Raw genomic sequence first — 17,155 nt, 5'->3', positions numbered from 1 at the left:
GATCGATGAAGACCCTCACCCGGCGCACGCTCGGAGCAGCCGCGCTCACGCTTCCCCTCGCCCTCTCCGCCTGCGGTCGCAGCGCAGTGGACGCGCGGGCTGCCTCGACATCCCGCGGCCCTATCAGCATCTGGATCTCCACCAACGAGCAGGAGCTCGCATGGGGCAAGGCCGTCGCCAAGGCCTGGAACGCCCAGCACGGGGACCAGGAGGTCACCGTCCAGGAGATCCCCGCCGGGTCGAGCTCGGAGGAGGCCATCACAGCGGCGATCGTCGCCGGCACCACACCGGATCTGATCTTCAACATCTCACCGGCGGCGCTGCCGGACTGGGTGCGCGCCGGCGGCCTCGTGGACCTGACCACCTTCGAGGGCGCACGCGAGCACATCGAGTCGCGCGGTGGCTCGCGCGCCCGGAACTACGCCGAGGACGAGGGCCGGGGCGGGTACTACCAGCTGCCCTGGAAGTCGAACCCCGTCATGCTTATGTACAACCGGAAGATCTTCGAGAAGGCCGGTCTGGATGCCGACCATCCCGGGCTCGACACCTTCGACGCATTCCTGGACGCCTCACGGCAGATCGTCTCCTCCGGCGCCTCGGGCTCGGCGATCTGGCCCACGCCCACGAGCGACTTCTACCAGCCATGGTCCGACTTCTACCCGCTCTACCTCGCCCAGACCCACGGGACCCGGCTGATCGAGGACGGCCGGACCACCTTCGACTCGCCCGACGGCCTGGCCGTGGCCCGGATGTGGCGGACGATGTACGAGGAGGAGCTGGCCCCGCGCGAGCAGTCCACGGACGACGCCATGACCACGGGCGCCACCGCCATGCAGCTCGCGGGCCCCTACGCGATCGCGACCTACGAGGACGCCATCGATTACGGCTTCATGCCCGTCCCCACGGTGGACGGGATCCCGGCCGCGAAGACCATCACGTACGCGGACTCCAAGAACGTCTCCCTGTGCTCCACCAGCCGGAACCGGCTCACGGCCTGGGACTTCCTGGCCTTCGCGACCGGTGAGGAGTGGGACGGCAAGCTGCTGGAGACGACCGGGCAGATGCCGCTGCGCGAGGACCTCACGAGCACCTATCCGGACTACTTCGAGAAGAACCCCGACTACACGAGCTTCGCCGACCAGGCCGATCGCGTCGCCGACGTCCCGTACGTCTCCGGCGGCATCGAGATCTGGCAGCGCTTCCGGGACGCCTACTCGGGGGCGGTGATCTTCGGGAAGGACTCCGTGACCGATGCCTTCGCCGAGGTCTCCCGCCAGATCGACGCCCTGGTCAAGGAGTGATGACGATGACGACCTCCACCTCCGTCGCGCCGACGAGCACCCCCGGCTTGCCCCGGCCCGCCACCCGCGACCCGTGGTGGCGGCGCCTGCTGGGCAAGCAGCCGCTGGGGCTCGGCATGTCCTTGCCCTACATCGTCTTCCTCGCCCTGGTGATGGCCTATCCGCTGGGCTACGCCGTCTACATCTCCTTCTTCGACTACGTGTTCACCGCGCCCGGCGTGCACGCCGATCATCCCTTCGTGGGCCTGGCGAACTACCGCGCGGTGCTGAGCGACCCCCGGGTGCTCGACTCCTTCGGGAACATCGCCGTGTTCCTCGTGATCAACGTGCCGCTCACGGTGATCCTCTCGATGGTCCTGGCCTCGGCGCTGAACTCGCTGACGCGGTGGACCGCCGCCTTCCGGGTGGCCTTCTACGTCCCCTACGTGACCGCGAGCGTCTCCCTGATCGGCGTGTGGATGCTGATGTTCTCCGACGACGGCCTGGTGAACTCCTTGCTCGGCCCCCTCGCCCCTGATCCCTCCTGGCTCGTGAACTCGCATCTGGCCATGCCCTCTATCGCGCTGTTCGTGACCTGGAAGCAGCTCGGGTTCTACGTCCTGCTGTATCTCGCGGCACTGCAGAACGTGCCCCGGGAGCTGTACGAGTCGGCGCAGGTCGACGGCGCCGGCGCCGTGCAGCGCTTCCGACACATCACCGTCCCCGGGGTCCGCTCCGCGACCCTGCTGGTGCTGGTCCTCGCGATCATCACCGGGTCCAACCTGTTCACCGAGCCCTACCTGCTGACCAGCGGCGGCGGGCCCGACGGCGCGTCGGCCTCCCCGGTCCTGCTGATCTACCAGAAGGGCATCCAGCAGGGGAATCCCGACCTGGCCTCGGCCATCGGCGTGATCCTGGTGATCCTCGTCGGCCTGCTGTCCCTCGCATCCACCCGTCTGACGAAGGAGGACTGAGATGCCGCGCGACTCCGACTCCGTGCTCGTCGACGAGGACGGCACCGGCACGGGACAGCGACACCCCGCCCGACGCCGCCGCGCCCGGATCCTGCTCTACGTGGTCCTGGCGATCGTCGCCCTGCTGTTCATCTTCCCGTTCTACTTCATGGCCGTCGGCGCGTTCCAGAAGGACCCGACCACGACGCTGTCCTCGCTCGCTCCGACGGGCAGGTGGACGCTCTCGAACTTCGCGACGATCAACGAGCGCCTGGGCCTGCTGCGCGCGCTGGCGAACTCCCTCGTGTTCACCGCGGGCGTGCTCGCCGGGACCCTCGTGTTCGGTCTCGCGGCCGGTTACGCCCTGGCGCGCCTGAACTGGCGGGGCCGCGGCGCCCTGTTCGTGATCATGCTGGGCGTGCAGATGGTCCCGTTCCAGCTGCTGATGATCCCGCTGTACGTGCAGATCGCCGGGAACTACGGGCTCGGCGACACCTACGCGGGCATGATCCTGCCCTCGCTGATCAACACCACGGCGGTGTTCATCTTCCGCCAGTTCTTCCGCAGCCTGCCCGAGTCGATCTTCGAGGCGGCCCGCATCGACGGGGCGAGCGAGCTGCGCGTGCTCCGTTCGATCGCCATCCCGATGGTGCGACCGGCGATCGCGACGGTCGTGCTGATCACCTTCATCGGCCCCTGGAACGAGTTCCTGTGGCCCTTCCTGATCACCAAGGACTCCTCGATGCAGCCGCTGGCCGTCGCGCTCGCGAACTACATCAGCAACGTCGCGGGGACGGTCGCGAACCCCAACGGGGCGATCCTCGCCGGGGCCTGCACGCTGGCCTTCCCCGTGGTGATCCTGTTCTGCCTGTTCCAGCGCTACTTCACGGCCTCGGACATCGGCGCCGGCATCAAGGGCTGACGCACCGCGCGACGCCCCGCCCGCGCCCCCCTGATCCCTGATCCCTGATCCCCGATCCCCGATCCCCGATCCCCGATCCCCGATCCCCGATCCCCGATCCACCCCTACCGACTCCCAGAGGACTCTCATGACCACCGTCTCGCTGTTCGGCGACGCCCGCTTCCCCCTCGGCCCGTTCACCCCGTACGAGCACAACCCGATCCTGCGTCCGAAGGGCGACTCCTGGGAGTCGGCGAACCTCTACAACCCGGCCGCGCTGGTGGTCGACGACCAGGTCGTCCTGCTCTACCGCGCCCATGCGGAGGACATCGTCTCCCACATCGGCCTCGCCGTCAGCGACGACGGCGTGCACTTCGAGCGCGAGGACGCCCCGATCCTCTCCCCCGAGCACGACTACGAGCGCTTCGGCTGCGAGGACCCGCGGATCGCCTTCATCGAGGGCACGTACTACCTCACCTACACCGGCTGGGACCGACGCTCCGCGCAGCTGTGCCTGGCGACCTCCACCGACCTGCGCACCTGGACCAAGCACGGACCGCTCTTCGCGGACTTCGACACGTTCAGGACGATGGACCCGCGTGGCTTCAACTGGTCCAAGGCCGGCGTGATCGTCCCCCGCCGCCTCGACGGGAAGTGGTGGATGTACTTCGGGGAGGGGGCGATCTACTGGGCGACCAGTGACGACCTCGTCCACTGGACGCCGGGCACCCCGGACACCGAGCCGATGTACTCCCCGACACCGGGTTCCTTCGACGAGGCGCTCGTCGAGATCGGCACCTCTCCCGTGGTCACCGACACGGGGTTACTGCTGATGCTCACCAACGGTGCCCGCCGCATCACGAAGGAGGACGGCACACACGGGGTCGACTACCGGTGCGGGCAGATCGTCATCGACCCGGCGCAGCCGACGAAGGTCCTCGCCCGCCTGCAGGATCCCTGGCTGCGCCCGCAGACCTTCGAGGACACCCACGGCCTGGTCTCCAACGTCACCTTCGTCGAGGGACTCGTGAAGTTCCGCGGCAGGTGGTTCGCCTACTACGGCCAGTCCGACACCACCCTCGCGGTCGCGATCGCCGACCCGGAGCAGCCCTACGGCACCGGGCTGCGCGCCGATGCCTGAGGCGGAGGAGCAGGCGCCCCCACTACGCCCCGTCCGTCAGTCCTCGTCGGACGGCCCGTCGATCCCCTGCCCGCCGAACGCCGGCCCGTTGGGCATCCCCCGCATGGTCTCGGGGTCGTAGGGGACCTCCGGCTCCTCGAGGCGACCGGTGTCGCTGAGGAGGATGCGCTCGGCGTGCGGGAGCGCCGTGTACCACTCGAAGTAGCCCGCGAGCGCTTCCTCATCGGTCGGGTCGAGGCCGTGCTCGACGCCGTAGCCCAGCACGTTCGTGGAGAAGGAACGGCGCGAGGGGTCGTCGAGGGCTTCGAGCACGGCGAACTCGAGCGAGGTGAGCACCCGGCCGGTCTCCTCCGGCGGCATCGAGGCCTCGGACCACTGCCCGCTGTCCTGCAGGAACTCGAAGAACGTCGCGAGCGCGGGAATCATGCCCATCGCGTCCTGGCGGCGCTGGAGCACCCGGCGGGGGATCACCTTCGTGAGCAGTGTTCCCGTGACCGCTTCGGTCCACTCCCTCGGGTCCGGACTGGCGAGCTCGTCGGATTTCAGCTCGAGCATCACGCGCAGGATGTCGGCCTCGTCCTCGACGTCGGCCTGCGGTTCCTGCCCGGCCCGCCAGGCCGAGTACTCCTCGAGCAGGCGGGCACGCGAGCGCTCGTCGGCCCCGTCCGAGGGCCCCGAGCGGTCCGATGATCCGCGTGCTCGTGGCGTCATGCCATCAGCGTGCCGCACACCGGGCCCGACGGCCAGCACCTGCGCTCCGAGGGCGCCCGCGGAGACCGCAGACCAGGTCCACCCGGGGCTCGGCCCTATCATGTGGATCTCCCCCTCGGTCCGTGCTCGCCGCTGCACCCGCGCAGCTCCGAGCCCGCTCGCCGCTCGCCCGCCGTGGCGCGCGGCACCACCGCTTCCCCGAAGGAGCGCTCCCATGGTGAAGACCCCGGCCCGTCCCACGGTCGCCACGATCGCGCGCGACCTGGGGGTCTCCTCGGCAACGGTGAGCTACGCCCTGAACGACAAGCCCGGGGTCTCCCCCGCGATGCGCGAGCGCGTCCTCGACCATGCGCGGACCGTGGGCTGGGTGCCGAACTTCGGGGCCCGCGCCCTGCGGAGGGGCCGGACCGGCAACGTGGGCCTGGTGCTCGTGCGCGATCCCGAGGAGGTCTCGCGCGAGCCGTTCTACGCCGCCGTGACCGCCGGGATCGAGTCCGCGACCAGCGCCCGCGGCTTCGAGCTTCTGCTGCGCTTCGTCGAGGGCGGGATAGAGGAGGAGCTGCGCGTCTTCCGCACCTGGGCCGAGCAGCGGCGCGTGGACGGGGTGGTCCTGCTCGACCTCACCCGCGACGACCCGCGACCGCAGGCCCTCGACTCGCTGCGGCTGCCGTTCTCGATCCTGGGCGAGTACCAGGGCCCCGAGCGGTACGTGAAGGTCGCGAGTGCGGAGCAGGGGGATGCAGATCTGCTGATCGAGCACCTCGGTGACTGCGGCTACGACGGGATCCTGCAGCTGACCGGGCCGATCGAGTACGGCCACGAGCACCGACGGCGGGAGCTGATGGCCGAGCTGACGGCACGAGCCGGGATGCGCCACGCGTCGGCCGAGGCGCTCTACACGATCGACGGAGGCCGACACGCGATGCGGTCGCTGCTGCCGGCTGACCCCGGCCGCTGGGCCGTACTCGCCTCGAGCGACCTGATCGCCGTCGGTGCCCTGCGGGAGCTGCGCGCCGAGGGCGTCGCGATCCCGACGGAGATGGGCGTGGTCAGCTGGGACGACTCCCTGATCGCCGAGGTCACCTCCCCCTCGCTCACCGCGCTCGCCCGCAGACCCTTCGAGAAGGGGCAGCGCGCCGGCGAGCTCCTCGCCCGCATGATCGAGGCCAGCGTCGCCAGCGGCACCGTCTCCCACACCGAGACCTCCACCCTCGTCCAGCGCGAGTCCACCGCGCGACGCTGACCGCCGTCCCCACCCGACGGCTTCCGGTCATCGGCTGTCGGCTGTCGGCTGTCGGCTGTCGGCTGTCGGTCCACTGTGCCCGGCGATCGTGACCGCTCCGTGATCCGGCTTCGTTGACAGCGCCCCACCGTGGTGCCACACTTCACGAATCGATTAAGCACGAAACGATTAAGTGCCGCGTCGATCCCTCTCGAACGTGCGCCGCCGACGTTGGCGCCGCTGCGTTCCTCATTCCTTCACATCGGCACCATCGACGGTGCCTCGAGGAGACCACGATGATGCAACGACGCACTCTTCTGACCGCCGGCCCCGTCGCCCTGGCCGCCACGATGGGCCTGGCCGCCTGCGGATCCGGCGCCAGCGGTTCCAACGATCAGCCCGACTCGCTCACCTACTGGGCGTCCAACCAGGGTCAGAGCCTCGAGGACGACAAGAAGATCCTGACCCCGGTGCTCGAGAAGTTCACCAAGGACACCGGCATCAAGGTCTCCCTCGAGGTCATCGGCTGGAACGACCTGCAGACCCGCATCCAGACGGCCATCACCTCCGGCCAGGGTCCCGACGTCGTCAACATCGGCAACACCTGGGGCGTGAGCCTGCAGGCCACCGGCGGGCTGCTCGAGCTCGGCGACGAGGAGATGAAGGCCCTGGGCGGCAAGGATCGCTACGTCGATGCGGCGCTGGCCACCGGCGGCGAGGCCGGCTCGAACCCCTCCTCGGTGCCGCTGTACGGGCTCGCCTACGGCCTGTACTACAACACGAAGATGTTCGAGAAGGCCGGTCTCGAGCCGCCGAAGACCTGGGAAGACATGGTCGCCGCGGCGAAGGAGCTCACGGACGAGAAGAAGGGCGTCTGGGGCATGTCCCTGGCGGCCGGCTCCTACACCGAGAACAACCACTTCGCCTTCATCAACGCCGTGCAGAACGGCGCCGCCCTGAACACGAAGGACGCCAAGCCCTCCTTCACCTCGGACGGCGTCGTCGACGGCGTGCTGCGCTACCTCGACCTCATGCAGACGGACAAGGTCGTCAATCCCTCGAACGCCCAGTTCGACAACGGCACGAAGTCCGTCACCGCCTTCGCCAACGGCAAGGCCGCGATGATCATCAACCAGAACAATGCCAACGCGACGATCGAGGCCAACGGCATGAAGCCCGAGGACTTCGCCGCGATCCCCTTCCCGGCCCCGAAGGACGCCAAGAGCGAGTGCGCCTCGCACCTGGCCGGCATCAACATGGCGATCATGGACGCCACGAAGAACCGCGACGGCGCCCTGCAGTTCGTCAAGTACATGACCTCGGAGGACGCCCAGAAGGAGCTCGGCAAGCCGTTCGCGGCGCTGCCCGTGCTCAAGGACGGCAAGCCCACCTTCACCGACGACACCGAGCAGGCCGACATGTTCATGGAGGTCTACTCCGAGCGTGCCGAGCCGCTGCCGCTGGTGCCGTGGGAGGACCAGTTCGAGACCTCCGTCGGGCAGGCCATGAACGACATGTTCGCCAAGATCGCCACCGGCGGGAAGATCTCGCGGGGCGACGTCAAGAAGGCTCTGCAGACCGCGCAGGACTCGATCCGCGCGTGACCCGCGGGCCGGGGATCGGCAGCCGCTGATCCCCGGCCCCGTCGGCGCTGCCCGCACCATCCCTGCTGAGCGAGAAGAGTCCCATTGACCAGCACCACTGCGCCACCGAGCCAGACCACGGAGAACGAGGAGCCGCAGGCGGCTCCTCCGGCCCCGCGTCGTCGCCGCACCTGGTTCCCGTACCTGATCCTGCTGCCCGCGCTCGTGCTCGAGCTGCTGATCCACATCGTCCCGATGGTCACCGGCTTCTGGATGAGCTTCGTGGAGCTCACGAAGTTCTTCATCCGTCGCTGGACGGAGGCCCCGTTCGTCGGCCTCGAGAACTACTCGATCGCGGTCGACATCAACACCCCGGTGGGTCAGGGGCTGTTGAATTCGTTCCTGGTCACCCTGGCCTTCACCCTTCTCGTGGTGGGGATCAGCTGGGGCCTGGGCATGGCCGCCGCGGTCGCTCTGCAGCGCTCCTTCCGCGGGCGCGCCATCTTCCGCACGCTGTTCCTGATCCCCTACGCCCTTCCCCTGTACGCCGCGGTGATCACCTGGAACTTCATGCTGCAGCGGGACACCGGTGTGGTGAACCACGTGCTCGTGGACCAGCTGCACGTGATGGACTCGGCGCCGTTCTGGCTGATCGGCGGCAAGGCCTTCACCTCCGTGGTGGTGGTCGCGATCTGGCGCATGTGGCCCTTCGCGTTCCTGATGTTCATGGCGGGCCTGCAGTCGATCCCCGAGGAGCTGTACGAGGCCTCCGCCCTGGACGGCGCCTCGCCCCTGCGTCAGTGGCGAAACGTCACCCTGCCGATGCTGGGGGCGGTCAACCGCACCCTGCTGCTGGTGATGTTCCTGTGGGTGTTCAACGACTTCAACACCCCGTACGTCCTGTTCGGCACCGCGCAACCGGCCGCCGGGGACCTGATCAGCTTCCACATCTACAACGCCTCGTTCCTGAGCTGGGACTTCGGGACGGGCAGCGCCATGAGCGTGCTGCTGCTGGCCTTCCTGCTCATCGTCACCCTCGTCTACCTGTTCATCACCCAGAGGAAGGAGAAGCGCAATGCGTGAGACCAACGGGGAGAAGATCTTCCGCGTCGTCGTGCTGGTCGTGCTGACCGTCTTCGTGGTGGTGCCGCTGTACGTCATGGCGACCACGTCCTTGAAGCCCCTCGGGGACGTGCAGTCCTCCTTCAGCTGGATCCCCAGCAAGCTGACGATCCAGCCGTTCATCGAGATGTGGTCGACGGTGCCGCTGGCCCGCTACTTCATGAACTCGCTGATCGTCACGGTGGTCGCCACCGGGTTCAGCGTCATGGTCGCGATCCTCGCGGCCTACGCGGTCTCGCGCTGGCGCTTCCGCGGGCGGGGCCCGTTCATGACCACGGTGCTGTCCACCCAGATGTTCCCCGGCGTGCTGTTCCTGCTGCCGCTGTACATCATCTTCGTCAACATCGACACGAGCTTCGGCGTGCCCCTGGTGGGCACGCGGCTGGGCCTGATCATCACCTACCTGACCTTCTCGCTGCCGTTCTCGATCTGGATGCTGGCCGGCTACTTCGACGGGATCCCGCGCGAGCTCGACGACGCCGGGAAGGTCGACGGCGCCTCGAACCTGGGGATCCTGCTGCGGATCATCCTGCCCGCGGCACGGCCCGGCATCGTCGCCGTGGCGATCTATGCCTTCATGACGGCCTGGGGCGAGGTGCTGTTCGCCTCCGTGATGACCACCGAGACGTCACGGACCCTCGCCGTGGGCCTGCGCCAGTACGCCACCCAGACCAACGTGTACTGGAACCAGATCCTCGCCGCCTCCCTGGTGGTGAGCGTCCCGGTGGTGGTCGGCTTCCTGCTGCTGCAGAAGAACTTCGTGGCCGGCCTGACGGCCGGAGCCGTCAAGTGAGCGGGGCACCGCCGGTCACCCCGGCCGCCTCTCCCCCGCCGTCCGACCAGCTCACACGGGAGCGCCCCATGCAGATCTCCGTCCAGCTCTACAGCGTGCGCGAGGCGCTCGCCCGCGACTTCCCCGGCACCATGCAACGCCTGGCCGACCTCGGCCTGACCATCGCCGAGCCGTTCCACCTGGTCGAGCACCAACACGAGCTGGCGCAGGCCGCGCAGCGGACGGGGATCACCTACCCCAGCGCCCACCAGTCGTTCCTGGGTGACGTGGACTTCGCACCGATGCTGCGCGCGGCCGGCGACCTCGGGGTCACGCATCTGATCGACCCGTTCTGGAACCCCGAGGACTGGAAGCGGGCCGACAAGGTCCGTTCGCTCGCCCGGCGCATGAACGAGCGGGCCGAGCAGGCCGCCGACGCCGGGATCACCGTGGGCTACCACAACCACCACTTCGAGCTCGCCTCGCAGCTGGAAGGGCGCTCCGCGCTCGAGCTGTTCGCCGGCGAGCTCGACGAGCGGGTGGTGCTCGAGGTCGACACCTACTGGGCCGTCGTCGGCGGGGCGGACATCACCGCTCTCCTCGGCGCACTCGGGGACAGGGTGCGCCTGGTGCACCTCAAGGACGGCGACCTGGCGGAGGATCCCGCAGGCCAGCTGCCTCTCGGGGAGGGCCGGATGCCTCTCGAGCAGACGCTGTCGGCGGCGCGCGCTGCCGCCTACGGGGTCATCGAGTTCGACGCGTACGCCGGCGACATCTTCGAGGGCATCGCCGCCTCCCGGGCCCATCTGCGGCAGCTGCAGCAGCGACCGGAGCCTGCCGGCATCTGAGCGCCGGCGACGGAGCCGACGTCACCTGAGCGCCCGCGTCGTCGACCCTCCCCTTCCACTCATCGCACTCCCCCATTCGCGAAGGATTCTCACCCCATGACCACTGCGACCTCCGGTCCCGTCGGCGTCGGCCTCATCGGCGCGGGCACCATCTCGGCCGAGTACCTGCGCAACCTGACCTCGTTCCCCGACATCGCCGTGCTCGCGATCGGTGATCTGTTCCCCGAGGCCGCGAGCGCCCGGGCCGAGGAGTTCGGCATCCCCACCTGGGGCACCCCGGAGGACGTTCTCGCCCACCCGGGCGTCGAGATCGTCGTCAACCTGACGATCCCCACCGCGCACTTCGAGGTCTCCCGGCAGATCGTCGAGGCCGGCAAGCACGTGTGGACCGAGAAGCCGATCACCACCGACCCGGCCGACGCCGCCACCCTGCTCGCCCTCGCGGAGCGTGAGGGCGTGCGCGTGGGCGGCGCGCCCGACACCGTGCTGGGCGCGGGCATCCAGACGGCGCTGCGCACCCTGCGCGAGGGCGGTATCGGCGAGACCGCCTCCGCCCTCACCCTCTTCCAGTCCCCCGGCCCCGAGGACTGGCACCCCAATCCCGCGTTCCTGTTCCAGGAGGGTGCCGGGCCGCTGTACGACATCGCCCCGTACTACGTGACGACGCTGGTGCTCGCGCTCGGACCGGTTCGCAGCGTCTCGGCCGCGGGCTCGCGTGCACGGGAGCAGCGCACGATCGGATCCGGCCCCAAGGCCGGCGAAGTCTTCGACGTCACCGTCCCCACCCAGGTCGCCGCGCTGCTGCGCTTCGAGTCCGGACAGAACGCGACCAGCCTGCTGAGCTTCGACTCCCCGCACAAGCGGGCCGGCTGCGTCGAGGTGTACGGCACCGAGGCGACCCTCGCCTTCCCGGACCCGAACGTCTTCGACGGCCCCTCGCAGCGCACCGCCTACCGTGCGGACACCGCGGAGGAGATCCCCGCCGCGGGCGCCACCACCGGCCGCGGCCTGGGCGTGCTGGAGATGGCCCGCTCGATCCGCGCCGGCGTGCCGCATCGGGCGCAGGGTGCGATCGCCGCGCACGTGCTCGACGTGATGGTGGCGATCGAGACGGCGATCGCGAACGGGGAGACGGTGGCCGTGGACTCGACGTTCACGCCCGTCGAGCCGATGCCCGCGGACTTCGACCCGTTCGCCACGACGGTCTGAGGCGGTGCAGTCGGGAGGCGGGCGGCGAGCGCCAGGTCGTCGGGACGGGGGTTCCAGAACGGCCGGCGCCGCCGCCCTGTGGCGACACCTGCCCACGTGCTGGCCGCGTGCCTCCACAGGCACCATGAAACCCTTCGCCCGCCTCAGCGCTTTCCGCATACTCTTGCGCAGGTGAGCTTCAGCGTGAAACCCCGGATCGTCGACGCCCTGCGCTCCGCCGCCGATCGTGTGCGTGCCGAGCTCGGCGAGCGCGCCGCGAGCGTCGTCGAGCAGGCTCTGCTGCGCACGCTGGCGGACACGATCACCCTGGCCGACGACGGCACCGCGTTCGTCATCACCGGGGACATCCCCGCGATGTGGCTGCGGGACTCGACCACGCAGATGTTCCCCTACCTCCGCCTGGCCGCGGACTGCGAGCCGTTGGCGGATCTGCTGGCCGCGGTGGTGCGCCGACAGCTGCGGATGATCGCGCACGACCCGTACGCCAACTCGGCGAACCTCTCGGCGAGCGGCGCCCACCACGATTCCGACGACCTGTGCACCGATCCGCTGATCTGGGAGCAGAAGTACGAGGTCGACTCGCTCGCGTTCCCGATCATCTTCGCCCACCGGCTGCTGCGGATCACCGGCCGGGACGACCTGTTCGACGACCTCGGCCACGAGGTGCTGCGCACGGTCGTCGACCAGTGGGAGCTCGAGACCGACCACGAGAAGAACTCCGGCTACCGCTTCGTGCGCGACATCGGGATCCCCACCGAGACCCTGGCGCGCGACGGTCTGGGGACGCCGGTCGCCGTCACCGGGATGACCTGGAGCGGCTTCCGCCCCTCCGACGACGCATGCACCTTCGGGTACAACGTGCCGGCGAACCTTCAGGCTGCTCAGGCCCTGCTCGCAATCGCCGACGCCGCCCGCACGGTCTACGACGACACGCAGCTGGCCGAGGACGCCGATGCGCTGCGCGCCAGGATCCTCGACGGCGTCGCCCGCTACGGGGTGGTCGACCACGAGGGCGCGAAGATCTACGCCTACGAGGTCGACGGACTGGGTGGCCGGCTGCTGATGGACGACGCGAACATGCCCTCGCTGCTGTCGCTGCCGTTGGACGCTCCCGACGTGCTGGAACCCCAGCTGACGGAGGCCACACGTCGTTTCTGCCTGGGCATGGCGAACCCCTATCGGTATTCGGGGTCGGCCGCCACCGGTATCGGCAGCCCGCACACGCCCGAGCAGTACGTCTGGCCGATCGCCTTCGCCGTCGAGGGCCTGACGGGCACATCGGAGCGTGGTCGCGAGATCATCGAGCTGCTGCTCGCGACCGATGCGGGCACTGATCGCATGCACGAGTCGTTCCACGTGGACGACCCGCAGCAGTACACGCGGCCCTGGTTCTCCTGGGCGGATGCGATGTTCTGCGAGCTCGCGCTGCACCTGGCGGACGGCCCGGCGCCGACACGATCGCTCGGCGAGGGTGCCGGGAGTTCGGCCCAGAAGGAGTCGTGAGGTCGGCCGACCGACGCGGGCTCGGGATGACTCCGTCTTCCGTCACCGCATCATCGAGATCGGCGTCCGAGCGGGGGCTCATATCGCGGTGGTGGTCGCACCGGGGTCGTGGCGACCCTCGGTGTCTGCGGAGCGCTCCGGGATGAACGGGTCTTCGCTCTCGTCGTGCGGCTTGTTCGGGTTCACCAGGCGCGACTCGAGGGACTTCGAGTAGACCTCCTGAGGGGCCGACTCCACTTCGACCGTGCCGTCGATGTCCTGCCACTCGTCGCCGTCGACGGAGAATTGGCCCTCGAACGTCGTGGTGAGAGTGACGTCGTACCAACCCTCGTAGTCATAGGTCGCCGTCACGTCCTTGCTCGGATACGGCTGACCAGGATCGTCCGTGACGATCACGTTCCCGTCCCCCAGCTCCCACCGGTACTCGGTCGGCGTGGCCCGGATCGTGACCGGTGTATCCAGCAGATCCGTCTGCAGCTCCTGCTCACCGGACTCCGCGAACAGCACCAGATCCATGTTCGCGGGCAGCCAGTCGCCTTCCGGGCCCGCATGTGCCTCCGACGCCTTCACCGGGAGCTTCGCGAAGTCCTCCTGCGTGACGATTACTTCGACGGGCTCGGGCTCCTCTGCCTCGGGTGCTGCGGGCGCCGCTGCCCGCTGCTGCGGTGCAGGCGCCGCCGGCTGCTCTGGGCCCACGCAACGCGCCCCCGCACTGGTGGTCTCGTTCGTGCCCTTGCGTGCCGTCGTTCCGACTTGAGTTTGGCCCTCACCGCCCTGTCCGGACTGCGCTGCACCGCCTGAAGAGTCGAGGTAGAAGATGTCGACGGCACTGCCACGGATCGTCGGGAGCTTCGCATCAGAGCACGCGCCCGGGTCGGTAACGCACTTCAACCTTCCGGGATCGTTGCTGCACTTGTACCCAGGATCGTCCGTGTCCTTCCACGTTGTGACGAAATCAGAGACCGCGTTGGAGGCAGACCCCTTGCTTGGTCCACCCGCATGGGACGAGGTCTTACTCGTCGAGTCCGCACCCGCACCCCCACCTCGGTGTTCGTCGCTCTTCGATCCCTTCGTTGAGTCCTTCACGGACCGTCCCTTCGGATCTGCGCGACGATCAGGAGCGCCCCCTCGCTGCTCTGCTTTACGCTTCGCGTATCCAGCGAAACCCCCGGAGCCACCGTCCCGCACATCAGCACTTCCTGTAACTTCCGTCTTGGACGCCTGAGGCTGCCCGGACGAATCATCCGATGATCCTTCCCCCCAAGCACTTGTCGTAGAGGGCGACCCAAGCAAAAATGCAGCGACAAGAATTGTCAGCGCTCGACCGAGGAATCGTCGATCACTGGTCGACCGGCTCGTTATGCGCCCCGGCATCATCGACTTTCCACCCCTCGTTTCCCCAGACAACTCCGCCAGCAGCCGCATAAACAGTGGGGTCGGACCGACGGACCTTCTCGCTGTTGCGCTTAACCGGTTTCTCGTGCTCGCCCACTACGAACGAATACACGAATGCGTACTCTTGACCCTCTGGAGTAGCCGTTTCAATCTGCTTGTCAGTAAAGGTCGTCTTGGACCACGGCGTTTGGTCCCGCCGGATCTTTTCGATATCGCCCACAAGCGATGTGCAGAGTTCACAATTTTCGGTCTGCCGGCCCTTGAGGTCCGCCGCGTCACCGGTCTGGTGCCCCCACATGACCAAGTCCCAGTAGTACTTAAACGCCTGCTCCGCCCCCTTCTCGGTGTGCTCATTCATCCCCGGGTAGTCCTTGGGGTCCGGCTTGGGCACGTCCGGGCGCTCCGGGCTCTTCGAGGCACCGCCGCCGTCCGACGCCTCTGCAGACGTCGTCGACTCGCTGCCGCCGGCGTTCGTGGTCTCGGGGTCTTCCTTGCCACCGCAGCCCGCGAGCAGACCGGCGGTCAGAGTGAGGGCAGCAAGGGATGGGAGGAGGCGTCGCGTCGTCGTCATGGCGGCTTCCGGGGAGAGAAAGGGGTGCCAGCACCGTAACCAGCCCACGCGACGCTCGCTAGCGATCCGCGGGAATTGTGGATAGGTGGCTCCCGCCCTGAGGTCAGCCGCCTCGGCCCTCGCACACCCGCTCACCCGAGCGTGTCGAGCTCGCTCCACTCCTCGTCGCTGAGCTGGACATCCCCTGCAGCGACGTTCTCCTTCAGGTGCGCGATCTGCGAGGTCCCGGAGATCAGCGCCGTGTTCGGCGCGCAGTGCAGCAGCCAGGCCTGGCCGACCTGCGAGGCCGTCAGCCCGTTGGCGGCGGCGATCCGCTGCACCGTCCCGTCGTCGGCCACGCGCGGCGCATTGTGGAAGCCTCCACCCAGCGGGAAGTACGGGATCCAGGCCGTGCCCTGCTCCGCGCACAGGTCCAGGAGCGCCTGGTCGTGACGGTCGATGAGCCCGTAGATGTTCTGCACCGCCTGCACCTCGGCGCCGTGACCGTAGGCCGTGCGCAGCTGCTCGAGGGAGACGTGGCTGAGGCCGATGCCCAGGATCTTCCCCTCCTCGCGCAGGGCCAGCAGCTCGGAGAGCTGGTCCTCGAGCGGGACCTGCTGGTCGCCGTCGGCGATCAGACCGGGCTGGGCGTCCATGCGCCGCATGTACACGAGGTCCAGGCGGTCGGTCTCGAGCGTGCGCAAGTTGATCTCGACGGAGTCCCGCAGTTCGGAGGGCTTCTGCGCCGCGGCCATCGGGAAGGGCCCCTCGGGCGTCGAGCGGGCGCCGACCTTGCTCGCGATCAGCAGCTCGTCGCGGTGGGTCCCGAGCGCCTCGCGAATCAGCTGGTTCGCCAATCCGTCACCGTAGAAGTGGGCGGTGTCGAACATCCGCACGCCCAGGTCGTAGGCCGCCTCGAGCACGCCGATGGCGTCCTGGTGACCGTCCGCCGCTTCCGCCGATCGGTGCAGGCTGCCCATGCCGTACCCGATGCGAGGGACGCCGCGGCCGCCGATGGTCAGCGTGCCGCCGAGGGTGTGTGCAGTCATGAGGACTCCTTCGAGCGCGGGATGATCCCCGACGTTACCGCGCTGCCCTCACACGCCCACGATGAGCGCGAGCGCACTGAGCACGGTGAGCACCAGGATCGCCTTCTCGAACACGGACTGCGGGACGCGCGCGGCGATCCGTCGGCCGATGATCGCTCCACCGATGACCAGCGGCGCCAGGCACAGGTCCATCAGCGCGTACTGGACGCTGAACAAGCCCAGGCTGGCGGAGAACGGGAGCTTGAGGATGTTGACGATCGCGAAGAACCACGCCGAGGTGCCCAGGAAGGTCAGCACCGGCATCCGCATGGCGTAGAAGTACATCGACATCGGTGGCCCGCCGGCGTTGGCGACCATGGTCGTGAACCCGCCGAGGGAGCCGTAGCCGATCCGTCCGAGTCGGCCCACGGCCGGCTGCTCCTCGGCGGCGGCGTCCCCGGCGCGCCGTGCGCGCAGCGTCGCCGCCCGTCGGCGCCACAGGGTAAGGCCCACCAGCAGCAGGAGGATTACGCCGATGCCGCCGCGCACGGCGTTCGCATCGGCGAAGGCGAGGAACAGCGCACCGATCACCAAGCCGACGAGCACGCTGGGGATCAGCCGGATCAGGGTGCGCCAGTCCGGTTCACGGCGGTACATCCACAGCGCGGTCGCATCGCCCAGGATCAGCAGGAGCAGCAGCGCGGCCGTGGACTCCTTGGGCGGCAGCGCGAAGGCGAACAGGCCCACGGCGATGGTCCCGGCACCCGGCAGCGCGGACTTCGAGAAGCCGACGACGAGCGCCCCGAGGATGACGAGCACCCACCCGGCGGTGCCGAGCTGCGGCAGCTGTGCCAGCAGTCCCATCGTGCTCTCCTCCCGCGATGCCTCGCTGCGCCGGCTCCGTGCGGACGCAGGCCGCTACGGCCCAGGAGGACGT

16 protein-coding genes are annotated in these 17,155 nt (G+C 68.7%); 11 read left to right on the top strand and 5 right to left on the bottom strand.

The genetic code is table 11. The features are described from left to right. Positions 1-5: 5 nt before the first annotated feature. The 4 genes from DEO23_RS00795 (at position 6) to DEO23_RS00780 (ending at position 4,275) form a co-directional block, all read left to right on the top strand. Positions 6-1,301 carry an extracellular solute-binding protein gene (locus DEO23_RS00795; RefSeq protein WP_109274114.1) on the top strand — a complete coding sequence of 432 codons (1,296 nt, stop codon included), beginning with the start codon at positions 6-8 and terminating at the stop codon, positions 1,299-1,301. 5 nt (positions 1,302-1,306) lie between these two features. Beyond that, on the top strand, positions 1,307-2,254 hold the full coding sequence (locus DEO23_RS00790) for a carbohydrate ABC transporter permease (RefSeq protein WP_109274769.1): 948 nt from the start codon (positions 1,307-1,309) through the stop codon (positions 2,252-2,254). A gap of 1 nt (position 2,255) precedes the next feature. Beyond that, positions 2,256-3,155 carry a carbohydrate ABC transporter permease gene (locus tag DEO23_RS00785; RefSeq protein ID WP_109274113.1) on the top strand — a complete coding sequence of 300 codons (900 nt, stop codon included), beginning with the start codon at positions 2,256-2,258 and terminating at the stop codon, positions 3,153-3,155. 127 nt (positions 3,156-3,282) lie between these two features. Beyond that, positions 3,283-4,275, top strand: coding sequence for a glycoside hydrolase family 130 protein (locus tag DEO23_RS00780; RefSeq protein ID WP_109274112.1), 993 nt, complete (start codon positions 3,283-3,285; stop codon positions 4,273-4,275). A 36-nt stretch (positions 4,276-4,311) separates the two neighbouring features. On the opposite strand, the gene DEO23_RS16015 is transcribed toward DEO23_RS00780, so the two are convergent. Then, a complete protein-coding gene (locus tag DEO23_RS16015; protein ID WP_165831681.1) occupies positions 4,312-4,986 on the bottom strand; it encodes a hypothetical protein in 675 nt (224 codons plus the stop codon). A 214-nt stretch (positions 4,987-5,200) separates the two neighbouring features. Here DEO23_RS16015 and DEO23_RS00770 point away from each other — a divergent pair, with 214 nt between their 5' ends. The 7 genes from DEO23_RS00770 (at position 5,201) to DEO23_RS00740 (ending at position 13,245) form a co-directional block, all read left to right on the top strand. Further along, complete coding sequence (locus tag DEO23_RS00770) at positions 5,201-6,229, top strand: LacI family DNA-binding transcriptional regulator (protein WP_165831680.1); 1,029 nt, start codon at positions 5,201-5,203, stop codon at positions 6,227-6,229. Between the two features lie 275 nt (positions 6,230-6,504). After that, on the top strand, positions 6,505-7,812 hold the full coding sequence (locus DEO23_RS00765; RefSeq protein WP_240613146.1) for an ABC transporter substrate-binding protein: 1,308 nt from the start codon (positions 6,505-6,507) through the stop codon (positions 7,810-7,812). 84 nt (positions 7,813-7,896) lie between these two features. Then, on the top strand, positions 7,897-8,874 hold the full coding sequence (locus DEO23_RS00760; RefSeq protein ID WP_109274109.1) for a carbohydrate ABC transporter permease: 978 nt from the start codon (positions 7,897-7,899) through the stop codon (positions 8,872-8,874). Further along, a complete protein-coding gene (locus DEO23_RS00755; protein ID WP_109274108.1) occupies positions 8,867-9,706 on the top strand; it encodes a carbohydrate ABC transporter permease in 840 nt (279 codons plus the stop codon). The genes DEO23_RS00760 and DEO23_RS00755 overlap by 8 nt, the downstream gene beginning before the upstream one ends. 68 nt (positions 9,707-9,774) lie before the next feature. Then, positions 9,775-10,533, top strand: a complete 759-nt coding sequence (locus tag DEO23_RS00750; RefSeq protein WP_109274107.1) for a sugar phosphate isomerase/epimerase family protein — start codon at positions 9,775-9,777, stop codon at positions 10,531-10,533. 96 nt (positions 10,534-10,629) lie between these two features. Next, the gene (locus tag DEO23_RS00745) at positions 10,630-11,742 is read left to right on the top strand and encodes a Gfo/Idh/MocA family protein (protein ID WP_109274106.1); all 1,113 of its coding nucleotides are present in this window, start codon (positions 10,630-10,632) and stop codon (positions 11,740-11,742) included. Between the two features lie 171 nt (positions 11,743-11,913). Further along, the gene (locus DEO23_RS00740) at positions 11,914-13,245 is read left to right on the top strand and encodes a glycoside hydrolase family 125 protein (RefSeq protein ID WP_109274105.1); all 1,332 of its coding nucleotides are present in this window, start codon (positions 11,914-11,916) and stop codon (positions 13,243-13,245) included. Between the two features lie 78 nt (positions 13,246-13,323). Here DEO23_RS00740 and DEO23_RS00735 read toward each other — a convergent pair whose 3' ends face one another. The 4 genes from DEO23_RS00735 to DEO23_RS00720 form a co-directional block, all read right to left on the bottom strand. After that, positions 13,324-13,941 (bottom strand): PKD domain-containing protein, encoded by a 618-nt coding sequence (locus tag DEO23_RS00735; protein WP_240613145.1) that lies wholly within the window; start codon positions 13,939-13,941, stop codon positions 13,324-13,326. A gap of 643 nt (positions 13,942-14,584) precedes the next feature. Then, the gene (locus DEO23_RS00730) at positions 14,585-15,211 is read right to left on the bottom strand and encodes a DUF6318 family protein (RefSeq protein ID WP_109274104.1); all 627 of its coding nucleotides are present in this window, start codon (positions 15,209-15,211) and stop codon (positions 14,585-14,587) included. A gap of 131 nt (positions 15,212-15,342) precedes the next feature. After that, entirely contained in the window at positions 15,343-16,239 is an 897-nt protein-coding gene (locus DEO23_RS00725; protein WP_109274103.1) for an aldo/keto reductase, read from the bottom strand. A gap of 48 nt (positions 16,240-16,287) precedes the next feature. Next, entirely contained in the window at positions 16,288-17,082 is a 795-nt protein-coding gene (locus DEO23_RS00720) for a sulfite exporter TauE/SafE family protein (protein ID WP_165831679.1), read from the bottom strand. Between the last annotated feature and the right edge of the window lie 73 nt (positions 17,083-17,155).

The sequence above is a fragment of the Brachybacterium endophyticum genome (genome assembly GCF_003130585.1).
Classification (GTDB): domain Bacteria; phylum Actinomycetota; class Actinomycetes; order Actinomycetales; family Dermabacteraceae; genus Brachybacterium; species Brachybacterium endophyticum.
This window is presented reverse-complemented; position numbering and strand designations above follow the sequence as displayed.